This is a genomic window from uncultured Fretibacterium sp. (genome assembly GCF_938030725.1).
Classification (GTDB): domain Bacteria; phylum Synergistota; class Synergistia; order Synergistales; family Aminobacteriaceae; genus Fretibacterium.
Map to the genome: position 1 here is coordinate 1 of NZ_CALHIQ010000152.1, position 17,916 is coordinate 17,916.

Annotated in this window: 17 protein-coding genes and 1 tRNA gene; 9 read left to right on the forward strand and 9 right to left on the reverse strand. The window is 61.2% G+C overall.

From position 1 onward, the window contains the following. The 4 genes from Q0629_RS08600 to Q0629_RS08615 form a co-directional block, all read right to left on the reverse strand. Positions 1-1,153: ABC transporter ATP-binding protein (locus Q0629_RS08600; protein WP_298781428.1), on the reverse strand; the 1,153-nt coding region annotated here is incomplete at its 3' end. 306 nt (positions 1,154-1,459) lie between these two features. Continuing rightward, a tRNA-Leu gene (locus Q0629_RS08605) sits at positions 1,460-1,546 on the reverse strand. A gap of 89 nt (positions 1,547-1,635) precedes the next feature. Beyond that, positions 1,636-3,012, reverse strand: coding sequence for a class II fumarate hydratase (gene fumC, locus Q0629_RS08610; protein ID WP_298781431.1), 1,377 nt, complete (start codon positions 3,010-3,012; stop codon positions 1,636-1,638). Positions 3,013-3,043: 31 nt separating this feature from the next. Beyond that, the gene (locus Q0629_RS08615) at positions 3,044-4,219 is read right to left on the reverse strand and encodes an NADP-dependent malic enzyme (RefSeq protein ID WP_298781434.1); all 1,176 of its coding nucleotides are present in this window, start codon (positions 4,217-4,219) and stop codon (positions 3,044-3,046) included. Between the two features lie 173 nt (positions 4,220-4,392). On the opposite strand from Q0629_RS08615, the gene Q0629_RS08620 reads away from it, so the two are divergent. The 5 genes from Q0629_RS08620 to Q0629_RS08640 all read left to right on the forward strand — a co-directional run bounded on the left by Q0629_RS08620 (position 4,393) and on the right by Q0629_RS08640 (position 10,190). Continuing rightward, positions 4,393-5,775 carry an MATE family efflux transporter gene (locus tag Q0629_RS08620; protein ID WP_298781437.1) on the forward strand — a complete coding sequence of 461 codons (1,383 nt, stop codon included), beginning with the start codon at positions 4,393-4,395 and terminating at the stop codon, positions 5,773-5,775. A 175-nt stretch (positions 5,776-5,950) separates the two neighbouring features. Next, entirely contained in the window at positions 5,951-6,343 is a 393-nt protein-coding gene (locus Q0629_RS08625; protein ID WP_298781439.1) for a metal-dependent transcriptional regulator, read from the forward strand. A gap of 174 nt (positions 6,344-6,517) precedes the next feature. After that, positions 6,518-7,402: a LysR family transcriptional regulator gene (locus Q0629_RS08630; protein WP_298781441.1), complete on the forward strand. Its 885-nt coding sequence runs from the start codon at positions 6,518-6,520 to the stop codon at positions 7,400-7,402. 416 nt (positions 7,403-7,818) lie between these two features. Continuing rightward, positions 7,819-8,835 (forward strand): uroporphyrinogen decarboxylase family protein, encoded by a 1,017-nt coding sequence (locus Q0629_RS08635; RefSeq protein WP_298781443.1) that lies wholly within the window; start codon positions 7,819-7,821, stop codon positions 8,833-8,835. Between the two features lie 173 nt (positions 8,836-9,008). Continuing rightward, entirely contained in the window at positions 9,009-10,190 is a 1,182-nt protein-coding gene (locus Q0629_RS08640; RefSeq protein ID WP_298781445.1) for a hypothetical protein, read from the forward strand. A gap of 91 nt (positions 10,191-10,281) precedes the next feature. Here the strand turns inward: Q0629_RS08640 and Q0629_RS08645 are convergent, their stop codons facing one another. The 4 genes from Q0629_RS08645 to Q0629_RS08660 form a co-directional block, all read right to left on the reverse strand. Beyond that, positions 10,282-10,470, reverse strand: a complete 189-nt coding sequence (locus tag Q0629_RS08645; RefSeq protein ID WP_298781447.1) for a hypothetical protein — start codon at positions 10,468-10,470, stop codon at positions 10,282-10,284. 117 nt (positions 10,471-10,587) lie between these two features. Beyond that, complete coding sequence (locus Q0629_RS08650; RefSeq protein ID WP_298781449.1) at positions 10,588-10,869, reverse strand: type II toxin-antitoxin system YafQ family toxin; 282 nt, start codon at positions 10,867-10,869, stop codon at positions 10,588-10,590. Beyond that, positions 10,866-11,138 (reverse strand): type II toxin-antitoxin system RelB/DinJ family antitoxin, encoded by a 273-nt coding sequence (locus Q0629_RS08655; protein ID WP_298781452.1) that lies wholly within the window; start codon positions 11,136-11,138, stop codon positions 10,866-10,868. Before Q0629_RS08655 ends, Q0629_RS08650 begins: the two co-directional genes overlap by 4 nt. A 412-nt stretch (positions 11,139-11,550) precedes the next feature. Next, the gene (locus tag Q0629_RS08660; RefSeq protein WP_298781454.1) at positions 11,551-12,741 is read right to left on the reverse strand and encodes a MalY/PatB family protein; all 1,191 of its coding nucleotides are present in this window, start codon (positions 12,739-12,741) and stop codon (positions 11,551-11,553) included. Between the two features lie 143 nt (positions 12,742-12,884). Between Q0629_RS08660 and Q0629_RS08665 the strand changes: the two genes are divergently transcribed. Further along, on the forward strand, positions 12,885-13,571 hold the full coding sequence (locus Q0629_RS08665) for a hypothetical protein (RefSeq protein WP_298781457.1): 687 nt from the start codon (positions 12,885-12,887) through the stop codon (positions 13,569-13,571). A 162-nt stretch (positions 13,572-13,733) separates the two neighbouring features. On the opposite strand, the gene Q0629_RS08670 is transcribed toward Q0629_RS08665, so the two are convergent. After that, a complete protein-coding gene (locus tag Q0629_RS08670) occupies positions 13,734-14,672 on the reverse strand; it encodes a chemotaxis protein (RefSeq protein ID WP_298781460.1) in 939 nt (312 codons plus the stop codon). A 236-nt stretch (positions 14,673-14,908) separates the two neighbouring features. Between Q0629_RS08670 and Q0629_RS08675 the strand changes: the two genes are divergently transcribed. The 3 genes from Q0629_RS08675 (at position 14,909) to Q0629_RS08685 (ending at position 17,795) form a co-directional block, all read left to right on the forward strand. Next, complete coding sequence (locus tag Q0629_RS08675) at positions 14,909-15,538, forward strand: cyclodeaminase/cyclohydrolase family protein (RefSeq protein ID WP_298781462.1); 630 nt, start codon at positions 14,909-14,911, stop codon at positions 15,536-15,538. Between the two features lie 10 nt (positions 15,539-15,548). After that, positions 15,549-15,926 carry a 4'-phosphopantetheinyl transferase superfamily protein gene (locus tag Q0629_RS08680; RefSeq protein ID WP_298781465.1) on the forward strand — a complete coding sequence of 126 codons (378 nt, stop codon included), beginning with the start codon at positions 15,549-15,551 and terminating at the stop codon, positions 15,924-15,926. A 321-nt stretch (positions 15,927-16,247) separates the two neighbouring features. Next, positions 16,248-17,795, forward strand: a complete 1,548-nt coding sequence (locus Q0629_RS08685) for a sodium:alanine symporter family protein (protein WP_298781467.1) — start codon at positions 16,248-16,250, stop codon at positions 17,793-17,795. Positions 17,796-17,916 lie beyond the last annotated feature (121 nt).

Here is a 17,916-nt window from a genome sequence, read left to right on the forward strand (position 1 = left end):
CGCGCCCCTCCTCCGCGCAAAAGGAAACGGAGGACAGGGCCTGGGCCCGCGTGGAGACGGCGTTTGCGTTTTCCGGCCCCTCCGCGTCGTAGGAGAAGCTCACGTTCCGGAACTCGACATCGAAGCGATCGGGCCGCCTGGGCTCCTGGGGTTCGGGCACGGGCTTGCGCTCCATCACGGCCTCGATGCGCTCCACGCCCTCGTCAATCTGCCGTCCCTGCATGGCCAGCATCGTCAGGCTCATCATGGGGGACGCCGCGCCGGGGGCCATCACGACGAAGAACAGGAACGTCAGAGCCAGAGCCCGGTTCCCCGGATCGCCCTGAATCATCAGGAGCCCCACGGGCAGCAGAAAGGTGAGGAACGAGCCGGCCACCACCTTGAACAGGATATAGCCACGCTCATAGCGGTTGGTGAACTGGAGACAGAAATCCCCATAGGCCTGGATGTCGCTGTAGAAACCCCGGAAGGACTGCACGGTCCGCCCGAAGACCTTGACGACCTGCATCCCCCGCACGTACTGCACCGCCGAGGCGTTGACCCGCTCCAACGAATCGTAGTACTTCTTGAGGAACATTTTGCCCTTCTCGCCGAACCACAGGGACCCCTGCATCAAAAGCGCCGCCACAAATGAGCCCAGGCAGGCCAGTGCCAGCGGGGTGCTGAGCCAGAGCAGCGCCCCGGCCAGGATCAGCACCGTGGCCAGCGCTTCGACGACCTCCGGAATCCTGTGCGCGACAAAAAGTTCGATGTCCTCGACGTTCTGCTCCATCGTCTTCTTGACCGCGCCGATGGTGGTGCCCGAGAGGAACCCCAGCGGCAGCCTGCCGATGTGGCGGGCCAGGCCCATCCGGATGCCGTACAGGATCCGGAACGCGGCCACGTGCGAGGCTATGAGGGAGGCGTACTTCACGACGAACCCCGCCACCATGGCCCCGAAGGCAATGGCCCCCTGACGGATGAAGAAACCGGAGCTCTCCGGCGTCACCCCATGCTGCAAGAGCTCGCCCAGGATGAAGTACACGTTCAGAAAGGGCACCAGCATCAGCGCCGCACTGACCGCCGAGAGCGCGCAGGAGAGCGTCACCAGCCCGCGCCGCTGTCCGGCGATCTCCAGAAGCCGGGCGACCCCGCTCCTTTTCTTTTTTTCCATGCAAACCACTCCTTTCCTGAAGCCAGAACCCTAAGGAAGGGCAAGGGGGAAAGCCTAAAGCCATGAGAGTTATACAAATCAAACTCTCATTTACCTTATTATACAACCACAACACCTCGACGTTCTGCGGACCTGGGAAAGATGGAAGGGGTGTACGGAACGGCTTGAAGCGGGAGCCGCGCGTGCGACGACGGCCCCGCTTGAGAAAAGAAAAGGGCGGCCCAAGCCGCCCCATAATACCTTGTTAACACTGATAAAATCTTTATGTCCCTGAGAGGTCAAAGCGCCGCAGCGCTCCTGCTTTCATGGTGCCGGGAGGGAGACTCGAACTCCCACAGTGTTGCCACCGGTGGATTTTGAGTCCACTGCGTCTACCGATTCCGCCATCCCGGCCAACGGTAAGTATTGTAATCGGAAGCGCCGGAGGTTGTCAAGCGGAACGGGCGAGGTCAGGGGGCGCCGGTCCTTGCCCGCCGGGCCCCTCAGGCCATTTCCTCCGGACGGAAGACCTCGTCGAAGCGCTGGGGCGTCAGAAAGCCCAGCTTCACGCAGGCCTCCTTCAAGGACAGCCCCTCCTTGAAGGCCAGCTGCGCCGTCCTGGCGGCGTTCTCGTAGCCGATGAAGGGGTTCAGGGCCGTCACCAGCATCAGGGAGCCGTGCAGGTTAGCGCGCATCCGTTCGCGGTTCGCCGCAATCCCCGCGGCGCACCGTTCGTCGAAGGAGGCGATGGAGTCCCCCAGAAGGCGCGCGGACTGAAGAAAGTTGTAGATGCAGACGGGCATGAAGACGTTCAGCTCAAAGTTGCCCTGCGAGGCCGCCACGCCGACGGCCGCGTCGTTGCCCATCACCTGCACGGCCACCATCGTCACCTGCTCGCACTGCGTGGGGTTCACCTTCCCCGGCATGATGGAGGAGCCGGGCTCGTTCTCCGGAATGTGGATCTCGCCCAGCCCAAGCCGTGGCCCCGACGCCAGCCAGCGCACGTCGTTGGCGACCTTCATCATGTCGCAGGCCAGGGCCTTCATGGCGCCGTGGGCGAAGACCAGCTCGTCCCTGGAGGTCAGGGCGTGAAACTTGTTGGGCGCGGGGCGAAACTCCCTGCCCGTCAGGCCAGAGATCGCGCGGGCGGCCTCGACGTCGAAGCCCGCGGGGGCGTTCAACCCCGTGCCCACGGCCGTGCCCCCCAGGGCCAGTTCGTGCAGAGGGACCGCCGCGGCTCGCAGCATCTCGGCGTCGCGCTCCAGGCTGCTGCGCCAGCCGGAGATCTCCTGGGAGAAGCGTATGGGGGTCGCATCCTGAAGGTGCGTTCGGCCGCACTTCACCACGCCCTCGTGTTCCGCTTCCAGCCGCCGGAAGGTCGCGATCAGGCCGTCGACGGCCGGCAGGAGGTGGTCCTCCAGCGCGAGGACCGCAGCGATGTGCATTGCGGTGGGGAAGGTGTCGTTGGAGGACTGCGACATGTTGACGTCGTCGTTGGGGTGCAGCAGCGGGCGCCCGGCCAGTTGGTTGCCCCGGTTGGCAATGACCTCGTTGGCGTTCATGTTGGACTGCGTGCCGGAGCCGGTCTGCCACACCACGAGGGGAAAGTGATCGTCCAGCTTTCCCTCGGCCACCTCCTCCGCCGCCTGGGTGATGGCGCGACACTTCTCCTCCGTCATCTTCTCCGGACGCAGGGCGCGGTTCGCCGCGGCGGCCCCCCGCTTCAGGATGCCGAAGGCGTGGATGACCTCCCGCGGCATGGTCTCCAGTCCCGTGCCGATCGGGAAGTTTCTCCGGCTGCGCTCCGTCTGGGCACCCCAGTATCGGTCCGCGGGCACGTTCACCGTGCCCATGGAGTCGTGTTCGACGCGGTATTCCATGACGTTTCCTCCGGTCCGTTTCCCCAAAGGGCTAGAGGCGCGCGGCCCCGCTCCTCCGGGCGGCCTCCGCCACGGCGTGGGACACGGCGTGGACGACGCGGGAGTCCATGGCGTCGGGGATGATGAAGTCCGGCCTGAGGGACGCCTCGTCCACCAGGTCCGCCAGGGCGTTGGCGGCGGCCATCTTCATCTCCTCGTTGATGTCCCGCGCGCGGACGTCGAAGGCGCCCCGAAAGATGCCTGGGAAGGCCAGCACGTTGTTGATCTGATTGGGGAAGTCGCTGCGGCCGGTGGCCACGACCTTCGCTCCGGCGCTCAGAGCCTCGTCCGGAAAGATCTCCGGCGTGGGGTTGGCGCAGGCGAAGAGGATGGGGTCCTTCGCCATGCTGCGGACCATGTCCGGCGTCACCACTCCTGGAGCGGAGACGCCGATCAGGACGTCCGCTCCCCTCGTGGCGTCAGCCAGGGTCCCCCGGATGCCGGCCGGGTTCGTGACCTCCGCCATCTCCGCCTTGATCCAGTTCATGCCCTGCTTCCGGCCCCGGTAGAGGGTCCCCATCCGGTCGCAGAGGGTCACGTCCCGCGCGCCCGCGCTGAGCAGGAGCTTTGCGATGGCGACGGCAGCGGCTCCGGCGCCGTTGATGACGACGCGGGCCTCCGGCAGGGTCCGGCCCGTCAGCTTCAGGGCGTTCGTCAGGCCCGCCAGCGTGATGACGGCCGTGCCGTGCTGGTCGTCGTGGAAGATGGGGATGTCGCAGCGCTCCTTCAGCTTGCGCTCGATCTCGAAGCAGCGGGGCGCTGAGATGTCCTCCAGATTCACGCCGCCGAAGGAGCCTGAGATCCGGTAGATCGTCTCCACGATCTCGTCCGCGTCGTGGGACCGGATGCAGAGGGGAAAGGCGTCCACGCCGCCAAAGGCCTTGAACAGCGCGCACTTGCCCTCCATCACGGGCATCCCGGCCTCCGGCCCGATGTCCCCCAGCCCCAGCACGGCGCTGCCGTCCGTGGCCACGAGGCAGAGGTTCCAGCGGCGCGTCAGGTCGTAGCTCCTGTCCACGTCCTTCTGAATCTCAAGGCAGGGCTGGGCCACGCCGGGCGTGTAGGCTAGGGCCAGCTCCTCCTTCGTCTGCACGGGGACGCGGACGGCGACCTCGATCTTGCCCCTCCACTCCCCGTGAAGCCGAAGCGATTCCTTCGCGTAATCCATAACTCAAGACTTCCTTTCCGTTGCGTGATTGCCGGCCTGGCGCTGCGGCCCTCGTTATTATAGCGATTATAGCGCCAGCGCGGATGGTGCAGTCACGCTATAATAGCGGGTAAGAGGGCTCGCGCTCCCTGCGCGCCGGCCTGCTTTAATTTTCGGAGGGGAAGATCGGGATCATGGCAGAACGCGCCGGAAAGAGCCAAAAGAACAACCAGATCGACATGCTGCACGGGTCCCTGTGGGACAAGATCGTCCTGTTCGCGTTGCCGCTTGCGGCCAGCACCATCCTGCAGCAGCTGTTCAACTCGGCGGACGTGGCCGTGGTGGGACGGTTCGACAGCAGCCAGGCCATGGCGGCGGTGGGCAGCAACGGGGCGGTCATCAACGTGCTGGTCAACCTCTTCGTGGGAGTTTCCGTGGGCGCCAACATGCTGATCGCGAACTACATCGGGCAGGGGGAACGGGAGAAGGTGCGTCAGGCCGTACACACCAGCGTCCTCCTCGCCCTGATCAGCGGCCTCTTTTTGGCGGCTGCCGGGCTCGTGCTCTCGCGCCCCGTGCTGAGGATGCTCTCCACGCCCCCCGACGTGCTGGAGCTGGCCGTGACGTACCTCGAGATCTACTTTATGGGAATGCCCTTCATCATGCTCTACAATTTCGGCTCCGCCGTGCTGCGTAGCAAGGGGGACAGCCGGCGACCCTTCTGGTTCCTGGTGGTGGGCGGCGTTGTCAACGTCATCCTGAACCTGGTGCTGGTGATCGTCTTTCACCTGGGCGTCACCGGCGTGGCTATTGCAACGGTGATCTCGAACGTCATCAGCGCCTGGATGGTGATGAGCTGCCTGATGCGCGAGCCGGCCCCCTTCGCCTTCAACTGGAGGGAGATGTCCCTGAAAGGAGGGCACACCCACCGCATCCTGAAGATTGGCGTCCCCGTGGGTTTGCAGGGGGTCGTCTTCTCCCTGTCCAACGTCTTCATCCAGGCGGGCATCAACAGTTTCGGGGCCAACGCCTCCGCCGGTTCCGCAGCCGCGCTGAACTTCGAGTACTTCGCCTACTTCATCATCAGCGCCTTCGCTCAGGCGTCCATGACCTTCACCAGTCAGAACTACGGGGCGGGGGACGAGGAACGCTGCCGCCGCATCTACGCCATCAGCATGTTCTGGGGCATCGGCCTGACGGCGCTCACCTGCGCCGCCTTCTCCTTCTGGAGCGAACCGCTGATGCGCTTCTACACCGTGGACGCCGCCGTCATGACCTTCGCCATGGTGCGCCTGTTTCGCTCGGCGGCCCTGGAGTTCCTGGTGGGGTTCTACGAGATCCCCGGGGCGGCGCTGCGGGGGCTGGGCTACTCCATGACCCCGACCGTCATCACCCTGATGGGCTCCTGCGTCTTCCGCATCTTCTGGCTCCTCACGGTCTTTCAGTGGGATCGTAGTTTCGAGATGCTCATGAACGTCTACGCCGTTTCCTGGGTCCTGATGAGCGTCGCCACGATCGTCGCCTACTACAGGCTGCGCCCGCGGGCCTTCAGCCGCCGCACCCTCGGCAACTTCTGAACGGCGCTGTGGCGCGCTGCAATATCCGCTCTTTGGGAGAAAACGTGTCAAAGACACGCCGAGCGCTCAGTATTTTTACTGAAAAATGGTTGCGCCGGACAAAAGCCCTGAAGATTTTACTTGAGATTTAGGTTAAATAATGTTAATCTTAGTTAAAAATTAGGGGGTATCTGGCATGGATACTACGGCGGCAGAGGTTGGGAAGACGGAGGAGAACTACCTTGAAGCGATCCTGATGATCAAGGAGCGGCAGGGTTACGTGCGGTCCGTCGACGTGGCGGCGCAGCTCGGCGTGGCGAAGCCCAGCGTGACCTACGCCACGAAGCGCCTGAAGGAGCGCGGCTTCGTCACCACGGACCACGCGGGGATGCTGGTGCTGACGGATTCGGGCATGGAGATTGCCGACAGCACGTACACGAAGCACAAGATGCTGACGAAGTTCTTCATCTACCTCGGCGTCAGTCCGGAGCAGGCCATGACCGACGCATGCAAGATCGAGCACGACATCAGCGAGGAAACCTTCGGCGCCCTGTGCCGCTACGCCGAGAAGATCAAGGCGGAGGCGTGACCTCCAAACCCAATATTGACCCCTCTCCCGCGGCCCTCGTGGCCGCGGTTTTTTTGTACTTAAGTCGCCTTGCAATCTCAGCGCAAACCGTGTAGTATAAAATGCAATGGATTACAAAATCGCATAACAGCTCTTGAAGCTGTGAACTCTATGCATGAAATCGGGTGAGCACCCATGGACATGAACCTGCAGAAGTACCTCGCCTTTGTCAAGACGGTTGAGTATGGGAGCTTCACGAAGGCGGCGGAGGCGCTGTCCTACTCTCAGTCCGGCGTCAGCCGGATGATCAGCGACCTGGAGCAGGAGTGGAAGGTGTCGCTCCTGGAGAGGAGCAAGGGGGGCGTCCGGCTGACGTCCGACGGCATGAGGCTTCTGCCCTGCGCGGAGGAGCTGTGCCGCGCGTTTCAGAAGCTGGAAACGCAGGTGGACAGCCTGAACGGCCTGCAGACGGGGCTGATCCGCATCGGGACCTTTTCCAGCGTAGCGACCCACTGGCTGCCGCCCATCATCAAGGAGTTTCAGAAGGACTGCCCCAACATCGACTACGAGCTCCTGCTGGGCGACTACGCGGAGATCGAGGAGTGGGTGCTGCGGGGCCGCGTGGACTGCGGCTTTTTGAGGCTGCCCGCCCACCCGAAGCTTGAGACGATCTTCTTGAAGCGGGATCAGTTCATGGCGGTCATCCCCACGGACCACCCCATGGCCGACTGCGAGGTTTTCCCCGTGCAGGCTCTCTGCGACCTCCCCTTCATGCTGCTGGAGAAGGGGGCGCGGGCGGAGATATCGGGCATCTTCGAGCACTTCGGCCTGAAGCCCAACGTACACTTCACCACGTGGGACGACTACGCCATCATGTCCATGGTGGAGAGCGGCCTTGGCATCAGCGTCCTCCCCTCCCTCATCCTGAAGCGTATTCCCTATAAGATACTCATCAAGCCTTTGGACGTCGAGGTCTATCGCAATATCGGCGTCGCCCTGCGGAGCCGTCAGACCGCCTCCCCGGCGGTGAAGCGCTTCCTGGAGTACCTGAACTTCCGGCACCAGTCGGAACAGGAGTGACGTTCGGACGATACAAGCTCCTGACCAGGGCAGCGAAGCGAACGGAAGAACCCTGGACGTTGTGCCGAAGCGACGACACGGGCACAAATGCGGGCATTTAAGGACAGAAGTTAAACGCAAGTATTGATTAGCATTGGATTCTTAAATTTTATGCGCATCCTCATGTCCTCCGCCAGTCGTTAAAACCGATGGTCCCCCATTCTCTCACAAACCCCGTTCGCTGAGCGGGGTTTATTGATTTTTGACTCCATAATGCCCCCTGTTGTCCGATCCCAAAGTTACGCCTTCACTGAGCTCTCAAAAGCCGCTTCATCTACTAAGTGTTTTAAAACAGAATTGCAAAAAAGTGCGACGAATATTATAATTTCTCCATCAAGCCGTTGAAGACGGCGAGAGAAAGGAGAAGGAAAATGGTAATGACGAAGCGAGAGAGGTTTGAGAAGTTTCTTCACAACGAGCCGGTAGATCGGGTGCCGGTTGCGCTCTTCCACCACTTCTGTTCGGAGGCGGAGTGGCTCAAGGGGCTGGAGAACAAAGAGGCCTTTGAGCACAACATTGAAGGCCATCGCAAGGCCAGAGCGATTTTTGACCCGGACGTCATCAAGATCATGAACGACAGCCTGATGATCATGCCCCTGGACGTCAGCTTCGTGAAGCAGGCCTCCGACTTGAGGAATATACAGCCACCACAGCCGGGCTCCTTGTTCTTTGAGAAGAGTCGGGAGCTGACGGAGCGCGTTGTCAAAATCTATGAGGGGTCCGATGCGCCGATCTACTTTACCGGCTTCTCGCCCTGCATCATCCTGCGCAACGGGCTGAGCGGTTTGGACATCGGCCTCGCCGTCGAGCACTCAAGGCTGTCCGCCTTTTTGGATGAGGATGCCTCTGCAGTAGAAAAGGCGCTCGACATCATCGCGGACAGCGTGATCGCCCTGAACAAGATGATCCTGACGGAATGTGGCGCAGAGGGCCTTTACTTCAGCGTCAACAATCAGGCGCACTACATCCCGGACGACCTCTACGTGAAGCATATCGCGGTCTCGGAGAAAAAAGTTCTGGCCGAAACAAACAAGTTGAGCAAAATCAATATGCTGCACATATGCGGCTATCACGGAAAGAGCAACAACATGGATCTATACAAGGATTACGACGTTCCCATCTTCAACTGGGCGGTTCACGCGGAGGGCATCAGCCTTTCAGAGGGCAAAAAGTTCTTTGGCGGAAAGCCGGTTTGCGGAGGCTTTGCCCAGGACGAAACGATTTACAAAGGCACGCGGGAAGAAGTGGAGGCGGAGGTTTATCGCTACCTTGACGATGCCGGGCAGATCGGCGTGACGCTTGGCGCAGACTGCACTGTCCCCACGGACATCGACGATAACCGCCTGGAATGGGTGAGGCAGGCGGCGATTAAGTACGCTGCCGGGGCAAGGTAATCCAGACTCAAGAATGGTTTCGCCCTGACATTTTTACGATTGGGGGAATCCATACCGCCCTCTCCATTCCACCTTGCCACGGGCATCACCATCTTGCTTTTTTAATTCCTGAAGCGTCGCACAGCCTGTGTTCGCACGAGGTTTGAGCGAGTATAAACGAGGGAGAGAATACAATGCAGCAACGGAGAAGTGCCTGGGAGACATTTAAAGCGTGGTTCGGCATCGGCGCGCTGATGTTCGGGACCTACTGCGGCGCGAATATGGCATCGGGCGTCTATGCGTCCGCGTACATCGTCACGCTCGGCGGCGGCTGGGCGATCGTTTGGGTGCTCATGTTCTGCGCAATCATGGCCTTGTTCTGCGCGGTGGGGCTCGACTTCGTCCGCGCTTTTCAAGTGACCAATTACAACGCCTACTACTTGGCGCTCTACGGACTTCAGAAGCCGGACGCAAACCCCCTGCTGAAACTTATCGTCACGATCTTCTTCGACATCTGGACTGCGCTCTTAGGCATCGTTACGGTGGCAGCAACGATCGCACTGTTCGCCGAGCTTTTCAACACGCTGCTGGACGTTCCGGTCGTCGTCGGCAGCGTCGGGGCCGTCGTCCTTTTCACGCTCCTGACCCTCTACGGCGCGGGGTTCCTGAGGAAGTTCAACACGATAATAACCATCTCGCTGACCGTATCTCTGCTGGTCATCATGGCCGCAGTCATCAACGTCCGAGGAAACGTGCTGGCAGAGCGCCTCTGCAACTTCAAGATCGGTCCGGACTGGAAGCTCACGACCGTGGGCGCGCACTTCTCCATGTTTCTCTCCTACTGTTTCACGACCTCGAGCTGGGGTTCGACCTTGAGCAACTACGCCGATCAGCTCCACACGAAGAAGGACGCCTGGGGAGCTGGCCTCACCATCGGCGTCATGGTCTCGATGCTGTTCGTCCTCACGGGCATTATCGTCCTCCCCTTCATGCCTGAGGTCGCCAAATCCAACGCGCCAATCCTCTTGATGTGCAAGGAGTACCTGAGCCCCGTTCTGACGATAATCTACTGGGTGGTCGTCATCTTCGCCGTCATATCCACGGCCCCCACCTTTACCTTCAACATGGCGAACCGCTGGGCGGCCTCGTGGAGGACAACTCAGATCCCACAGCGCTTAAAGTTCTTCATCCTCTCCATGACGTTCCTGTTGATCTGCTGGTTCGTCTCCGGCGTCGGCCTGCTGGCCATCGTGAAGAAGGGCTACGTCATGCTCGGCGACCTCGCCCTGTACTCGATCGTCCTTCCGCTCTTCATCTCGATCTTCCGGGTACACCGACTGGACAGGCAACGCGCCGCCGAGAAAGCGGCGGAGTGATAAAAAGCGATAAAAAGAGAGGCTTCGGTCCTTGGGATCGAAGCCTCTCTTAACGAAGCTCGACGGCTTCGCCCTACGGCGTCGTTTCCGCCTACTCGAAGGCCCGCGCCATGCGGTCCACGGCCTCCTTGAGGATGCTCCTTGGGCAGGCGAGGACGATGCGCTCGAAGCCCGCACCCCCCTCGCCGAAAATCCAGCCCTCGTCCAGCCACTTATCGCCGCGGCTGTAGGCCGTTTCCATCGCCGTGATTTTGACAAATTTCCAATTGCTTATTTCCATATTTTTTACCTACTTGGATTTACAATTCATTCCACATGGGGCAAACATACTTATATCAATTTTTTCTGGCATTATCATATTTGTTTAGCTCTTTCATCAAATTCAAAGTTGTCGAGATCATTTCTTGAACAACTCTGAATGCGCCCCCAAACGATATAGCATGAGAACAAGTACATCATTCCGGATTTCATATACCAACAGCCAGTCCGGCTCGATGTGGCATTCCCTTGTTCCCTTATAGTTTCCGGATAAGTCATGGTCGCGGTATTTTGCATCCAGCGTTCCGCCGTCCGCAAGAATATTTATGGCCTCAAACAGCTTATCCAGGTCCCTGTTCTGCTTCTTTGCCAGCTTCAGGTCTTTCTTAAACTGATTTGTGAATTTGACCTCGTACTTCATGCTTCCAGCGCCGCCCTGAGATCATCCATATTGGTATAGCCCTTTACACTGCTGTCAGAAGCGATGCGCCTGCCTTCCTCAATGGCAGATGCCGTTACCTCATTTAGAGTGTCCAGCTTCAGCGAGAAAGGGATTCCATTTTCACGGATCGTTGTCCTGAGAAACATGTTAATGGCAGTGGTCATATTCAGCCCCAGTTCGGAAAAAATCTGATCTGCCTGTTCCTTAACATCCTTATCTGTTCGGATATTCAAATTCGTTGTAGCCATTACATACACCTCCGTTTCTGATGAGAGCATATAAGATTGTTCGTTTAATGTCAACACATTGTCGTTACATTAGATGGATATAGGCTTTTTACAACCAAATCAACAGAATTATGTCATTGGGATAACTCCTATAAATAGTTTCCGTGTCCTTAAAAAGTTCCTCTTGACAAAAACCTTAGGGCTTGTTTTCTGGGCCAACACACCCCCAGCCCCTGCTGGGGCCAAGCTCCCGGCCCAGCGGCGAGCAAGCCTCATCCGGAGCATAAGGTATATCCGTATCTGCTCCGAGATCTTGAGATAACGTCTGTCAACCAGGTATGGAGCAAAGCGACAAAAAGAGAGGCTTCGGTCCTTGGGATCGAAGCCTCTCTTAACGAAGCCCGACGGCTTCGCCCTACGGCGTCGTTTCCGCCTACTCGAAGGCCCGCGCCATGCGGTCCACGGCCTCCTTGAGGATGCTCCTTGGGCAGGCGAGGACGATGCGCTCGAAGCCCGCGCCCCCCTCGCCGAAGATCCAGCCCTCGTCCAGCCAGACCTTGCCCCGCGTCAACATCCGCTTCTGCAGCGCCCTCTCGTCGCTCTCCATGGCGCTGAAGTCCATCCAGGCGAGGTACGTCCCCTCGAGGGGCATCACCTTCACCTTCGGCAGCTTCTTCCCCATATACTCCACCAGGAAGTCGTAGTTCCCCTTGATGTAGGCCAAAACCTCGTCCAGCCACTTATCGCCGCGGCTGTAGGCCGTTTCCATCGCCGTGATGGCGAAGAGGTTGGGATCGGACAGGCTGTTGCGGGCCTTGACGTTCTCAAACCGCTGGCGCATCTCCGGGTCCGGGATGATGGCGGCCGTCGCCTGCAGGCCCGCCAGGTTGAAGGTCTTGCTGGGGGAGATGACGGTGATGGAGTGGGCGGCGAACTCCGGGTTCAGGTTGGCGAAGGGGACGTGCCGGTAGCCGGGCATCACGATGTCGCAGTGCAGCTCGTCCGCAAAGACGCGGACGCCGTGCCTCACGCAGATTGCGCCGATGCGCTCCAGCTCCTCCTCGCGCCACACCCGCCCTACGGGGTTGTGGGGGCTGCACAGGATGAAGAGCGTGGTGCGCTCCTCCGCCGCCCGTTTCTCGAAGTCGTCGAAGTCCATCTCGTAGCGGCTGCCCGAACGGCGCAGGCAGTTGCAGGACAGGAGGCCGCCGTTGTTGTGCACCGTGCGGTAGAAGGGATAGTAGACCGGCGGCTGAATGATGGCGTTGTCGCCCACCTGACAGTACGCCTGCATGGCCATGTGCGCCGCGCTGACCGCGCCGGGGGTGAAGGTGATCCACTCCCTCTTGATGCGCCAGCCGTGACGCCGTTCCTGCCATGCGATGATGGCGTCATAGCAGGCATCCGGCACCTTCGTGTAGCCGAATATCCCGTGCCTGACCCGCTCCGCCAGAGCCTCCGTGATCTCAGGGGCCACCTCGAAGTCCATGTCCGCCACCCACACCGGCAGGATGTCCCGGTCCACCGGGTACTCCACCCCGGGGATCGTCTTGTTGGGGTCCGCGTCCCACTTGGAACAGTTCGTGCCGCGCCGGTCGATCACCTTGTCAAAATCATAAGCCATCCAAAAATATCTCCTCTCAAAATGCTCTCGAAGCCAGAAACGCCCCTCGATCGCTCGTTTAAAGTAAGTTTCAGTCCTCAAACCTCCACTCAGGTTATAATAACCTATATCCTTGAAAAATCCTCCGAAAGGGTGACGAGATCGTGCGGAAAAAAGGACGGCGCAGGCGGCTGAACCAAGCCCTGTTCGTCGCGGGGGGCCTGGCCTCCCTGGCGGCCGGAGCGGCTGTGTGCCTTCTGCTGCAAAGCTCCCCGCCCAAGGACGTGCCGGCTCTCCCCTCCGCCCCCTGGCGCCAAGAGGCTGCGGTCCCCCTCCCGCTCGATCGACCCGCCAAGGCGGCGCCGCACGCGGACGGAGGCGTTCGTCCCTCCGCAGGGCGGCCCGGCAGCCGCGCGGACATCTCGCCCACAACCACGTCAGCCCCAACAAGCCCCTCCCCCAGGGCAGGGGTCGACAAGACGTCCAAGGGGGCTAGCGCCAAGGGAACGCTAAGGGCGGGGCCCGACCTCTCAGCCTACCGCGTCAGGGCGCGGAGCTCGAGCGGGGACACCCTGCTGCCGGGAGACAGCAGCCTGTCGGCCGGAGCCCTGACGGAAAGCCTTCAGCCGCAAAAGAAGGCGTCCCGCAACGATGGGGGCGGGTGGCTGGGGGACGTCTACAGGGGAGCCCTGAGGGTGGTGCACTCCATGGACGAGGCGACGCTCGCCGCGTCCCGGTCGGCGCTGCACGGCGTGGCGGACCCCAGCTCGGCCAAGCTCCGTCCGGGCGGAGGCGGCGTGCAGCTCAAGATCGAAATCCCGCCCGAAACGATAGGAAAGGGGAAAAAGTAGCCCCAAAATCCACAGGCGAAGTTCTTACGTGCAGCGGAGACAGGGACTGCGCGCTTTCTGCCACATTCGGATGAGTAAAAGGTCAAAATCGGCTCAACCTGAGCGGGGACGGGCTTGATCCTCGATCAAGCTCGTCGCGCCTGTGGATTCGAGCAGCCTCCCTCAGCTTTCCTTTTCCCGCTCCTTCTTCTCCTGGTATATCTTCATGACGCCCTCGACGAGCTGGTAGATGTCCGGCTTCAGGACGTGTACGATCTTGAGCTTCTCCGCCCTCTCCAGCAGGTCCTTCACCATGATGGACGAGAAGAGGATGACGGGGATATCCGCCGTGCCGGGGTCCGCCCGCAGGTCCGACACCAGCGTCAGGCCGTCCATCACGGGCATCTCGATGTCGGAGATCAGGAGGTCGAAGTTCTCGTGTTTCCCGATCAGAAGATCGTGGGCCTCCGCGCCGTCCTTGACGGGGTAGACGCTGTTGAAGCCAGACTGCCCCAGGACGTCGCAGATCTGCTGGCGCAGCAGGGGCGAGTCGTCCGCCACCAGGATGTGAAAGTCCTCCACGTTCCCCACTTGATTGAAGTAGGCGCTGATGCGGTTCTTGTCGAACATGTGCCGGGCCACCGCCGGCGCCGTGTCCTGGATGATGGCCTCGTAGTCCAGGAGCAGGATGTTGCGGGCGTCGTTCTTGATGACGTAGAGCACCCACTTGTCCGAGATGCCGCTCATCTTGGAGGAGTCCAGGTCGTCGGCACTGACCTGGCGGATGCGCTCCACGGAGTCCACCAGGAACCCCAGGCGCAGGTCGTTGAACTCCACGATCATCACCTTCGTCCGCTCCATGGGGATGGGGGAGCGGATGCCCAGAAAGACCCGGAGGTCGATAAGGGGAAGGATCGTTTCCCGAACCGTCGTGATTCCCACGAAGGCCTCCGTCGTGGTGGGAACGGGGCGACACCCCTGCCACCGCAGGATCTCCCGCGTCTTGTTCACGTTGATGGCGTAGGCCTCCCCACCAAGGTCGAAGACCACGACCTCCCACTTCTTTCCCGCCTTCAGCGAGCCCCCTCTGACGTCCGCCTGAGCCTGTGCCCGATCTTCCATCTGCCGCTCCTCCATTTCTGCGCATCCGCTAAAAGGGCGGGGCGGCATGCCGCCCCGTGGGCGAAAATTAAGGATATGCTTTTCGTAAATTATAGCAAAATCCAGGCAAAAAGGCGCGCGAAGGGCATTTTCAGGGTATAATCCTGACAGGAAGCTTCATTGCCCCCCGTGCAGGGACAGGGGGACCGGTCCCGTTTTCGGTTTGATCAGCTCAAGGTTAAAGGAGGAGCATCGACATGAAACTCACGGATCTTTCGCTCAAGGACTTCACGGCAAAACTCGGCTCGGACGCCCCCGCCCCGGGCGGCGGGAGCGCGGCGGCGCTGTCGGGCGCCCTGGGGGCGGCCCTGGTTTCCATGGTCTGCAACCTGACGAAGGGCCGGGAGAAGTACGCCGAGTTCGAAACCCTCGTCGTGAACACGCTCAAGGAGTCGGACGAGTTGGCCGCAGCGCTCCTGGAGGGCATCCAGAAGGACACCAACGCCTTCGACGGCGTCATCGCGGCCTACGGCATGCCCAAGGGCACGGACGCGGAGAAGGCCGCCCGCAGCGAGGCCATCCAGAACGCGTACAAGGTGGCCATCCTCTCCCCTGAAGAAACCGCGGACAACTGCCTCGCAGTCATGCGCCTGTCGAAGGACCTGCTGCACAAGAGCAACAAGAACGCGGCGAGCGACCTGGCCGTCAGCGCCCTGCAGGCCTACGCGGGCCTGATCGGGGCCCTGGAGAACGTGGCCATCAACCTCGGCGCCATCAAGGACCAGAAGTACGTGAACGACAAGCGCAAGTGGATGGAGCTGGCCTCCGACGAGGGCGAAAAACTCCTGAAGGAGGTCCGCGAGGGCGTGCGCGCCATGCTGGCCTGAGGGGCGCCGCGTGATCCTGGGCATCGGCATCGACCTGTGCCGCATCAGCCGCATGGAGCGCGCCATCCGCTCACGCCACTTTCTGGAGCGCGTCTTTCGGCCGGAGGAGATCGCCTATGCCGAGGGCAGGGGCCGCGGGCGGGCTGCCAGCCTCGCCGCCGCCTTCGCCGCGCGGGAGGCCTTCTGTAAGGCTTCCCGCGTGCCCCTTGCGGTCGTGACCCTGGGGGGCGGCTTCACGCTGCTGCACGAGGGGGGCGCACCGCGCGTGCGCCTCTCTTCGGACGTGGAGCGCTCCCTCTTCGACGGACGTCCGGGGCGCGTCCTGGTGTCCCTAACCCACGACGGGGACTGCGCCGCAGCGGTGGCCGTCGTCGAGGTCACCCCGTAAGTTCCCACAGGAAACGCGAGTACCCACGCTCCCCCCGGCCCCGCCTCAACGGCGCGCCGGAGGGAGCGCTCTTTTTGTTGAAACGCCCCGCCGTCCTTATTGCCCCTATCGGCGCTTCCTTAACCGAAGTAATTGAAATATATTATTCCCCATTTCGCGCAACTCCTCTGTATTTTTTCTTCTCCAGCAGGTATACTAAATACGTAAGTTTACGATGATTGAAGCGCATAATATCATCGATTCTCATGTCAACGCTTCAAGTTGGGTCGGAAGCGGGCCGTCTGGTCCGCCAAGTCATAACACAAGGAAGGGGCATGTATCATGGTATTGGGCACTTTAGCGGCGGCAGCGGCGGTATCCGCCGACGTGGCCGCGCAGGCGGGAGCTGCAGGCGGAACGTTGGACAGCATCCTCTCCTCCCCGTTCTTCACGCAGCTTCTGGAGTGGGTCAAAAACGCGAACGGCTTCCTGTGGGGCCCGCAGTTCCTGATTCCCCTGCTCTGCGGCACGGGGCTCTTCTTTTCCCTCCGCCTGGGCTTCGTTCAGGTCACGAAGTTCGGCACGGCGTGCCGCAAGCTCTTCGGAAACTTCGCGATCTTCGGGGAGGCTGCCGGCAAGTCCGGCATGAGCTCGTTCCAGGCGTTGGCCACGGCCATCGCCGCACAGGTGGGCACGGGCAACCTGGTGGGCGCCATGACGGCGCTGATCACGGGTGGCCCCGGCGCGATCTTCTGGATGTGGATCGCCGCGTTCTTCGGCATGGCCACGAACTTCGCCGAGGCCTGCCTGGCGCAGCTCTACAAGGATAAGGACGAGTCCGGCCAGGTGGTGGGTGGACCGGCCTACTACATCTCCCGCGGCCTCGGCGGCGGCGTCTTCGCCCGGTTCCTGGCGGCCTTCTTCTCGGTCGCCATCATCCTGGCCCTGGGCTTCATGGGCAACATGGTGCAGGCCAACTCCATCAGCGATGCCTTCCACGGCGCCTTTAACGTAGACGTCAAGGTCACGGGCGTGGTCCTCGCCATCGTCGCGGGCGTCATCTTCATCGGCGGAGTGAAGCGCATCGCCGCCGTCATGGAGAAGCTCGTTCCCCTCATGGCCATCCTCTACATCGTCGTCGGCCTGGCGCTCATCGCCATGAACGCCTCCCTGATCCCGCAGGTGTTCAAGGATATCTTCACCTGCGCCTTCCAGGCCAAGGCGGTCTGGGGCGGCGCAGCAGGCGTCGCGGTAGCCAAGGCGGCCCGCTACGGCATCTCCCGCGGACTCTTCTCCAACGAGGCCGGCATGGGCTCCACGCCCCACGCCCACGCGGTGGCCAAGGTGAACCACCCGGTCGAGCAGGGCGTCCTCGGCATCATCGCCGTGTTTATCGACACCTTCGTCGTTCTGAACATCACGGTGTTCAGCGTCATGTCCGCCGGCCTCCTTGAGGAGGGCTTCTTCAAGGACGGCGAACCCGCCATGAAGGGCATCTCCATCGTGCAGGCCGCATTCGAGAACCACTTCCTCGGCACCTTTGGCGGCCCCTTCATCGCCATCTGCCTCCTGTTCTTCGCCTTCTCCACGGTCATCGGCTGGTACTACTTCGGCGAGACCAACATTCGCTACCTCTTCGGGACGAAGGGCCTCCTGCCCTATCAGGTCCTGGTCATGGCCTTCATCTTCGTCGGAAGCGTGCTGAAGATTGACCTGGTGTGGGAGCTTTCGGACTTCTTCAACGGCATCATGGTCGTCCCGAACCTCATCGCCATCCTCCTCTTGAGCGGCAAGGTCGTCCGCCTGCTGGACGAGTACAACCGGGGGATCCCCTATGACGCCGAGCGCATCAAGGCCGACCTCCCCGCTCCCGGCGACGCGAAGAACTGACCTTCACCCTACGCTTGTCCGAACCTTGTGGCGGGCTGCCCTTCGGGGCGGCCCGCCCTTTTCATCGCAGACCGGACGACATGTTATAATTAAGGAAGCGCTGATTAATCTTCAAAAGTTG

Coding starts and splice junctions, on each gene's coding strand:
- fumC (WP_298781431.1), bottom strand. CDS start 3,012: ATGGAATACCGCGTCGAACACGACTCCATGGGCACGGTGAACGTGCCC.
- Q0629_RS08615 (WP_298781434.1), bottom strand. CDS start 4,219: ATGGATTACGCGAAGGAATCGCTTCGGCTTCACGGGGAGTGGAGGGGC.
- Q0629_RS08620 (WP_298781437.1), top strand. CDS start 4,393: ATGGCAGAACGCGCCGGAAAGAGCCAAAAGAACAACCAGATCGACATG.
- Q0629_RS08625 (WP_298781439.1), top strand. CDS start 5,951: ATGGATACTACGGCGGCAGAGGTTGGGAAGACGGAGGAGAACTACCTT.
- Q0629_RS08630 (WP_298781441.1), top strand. CDS start 6,518: ATGGACATGAACCTGCAGAAGTACCTCGCCTTTGTCAAGACGGTTGAG.
- Q0629_RS08635 (WP_298781443.1), top strand. CDS start 7,819: ATGACGAAGCGAGAGAGGTTTGAGAAGTTTCTTCACAACGAGCCGGTA.
- Q0629_RS08640 (WP_298781445.1), top strand. CDS start 9,009: ATGCAGCAACGGAGAAGTGCCTGGGAGACATTTAAAGCGTGGTTCGGC.
- Q0629_RS08645 (WP_298781447.1), bottom strand. CDS start 10,470: ATGGAAATAAGCAATTGGAAATTTGTCAAAATCACGGCGATGGAAACG.
- Q0629_RS08650 (WP_298781449.1), bottom strand. CDS start 10,869: ATGAAGTACGAGGTCAAATTCACAAATCAGTTTAAGAAAGACCTGAAG.
- Q0629_RS08655 (WP_298781452.1), bottom strand. CDS start 11,138: ATGGCTACAACGAATTTGAATATCCGAACAGATAAGGATGTTAAGGAA.
- Q0629_RS08660 (WP_298781454.1), bottom strand. CDS start 12,741: ATGGCTTATGATTTTGACAAGGTGATCGACCGGCGCGGCACGAACTGT.
- Q0629_RS08670 (WP_298781460.1), bottom strand. CDS start 14,672: ATGGAAGATCGGGCACAGGCTCAGGCGGACGTCAGAGGGGGCTCGCTG.
- Q0629_RS08675 (WP_298781462.1), top strand. CDS start 14,909: ATGAAACTCACGGATCTTTCGCTCAAGGACTTCACGGCAAAACTCGGC.
- Q0629_RS08685 (WP_298781467.1), top strand. CDS start 16,248: ATGGTATTGGGCACTTTAGCGGCGGCAGCGGCGGTATCCGCCGACGTG.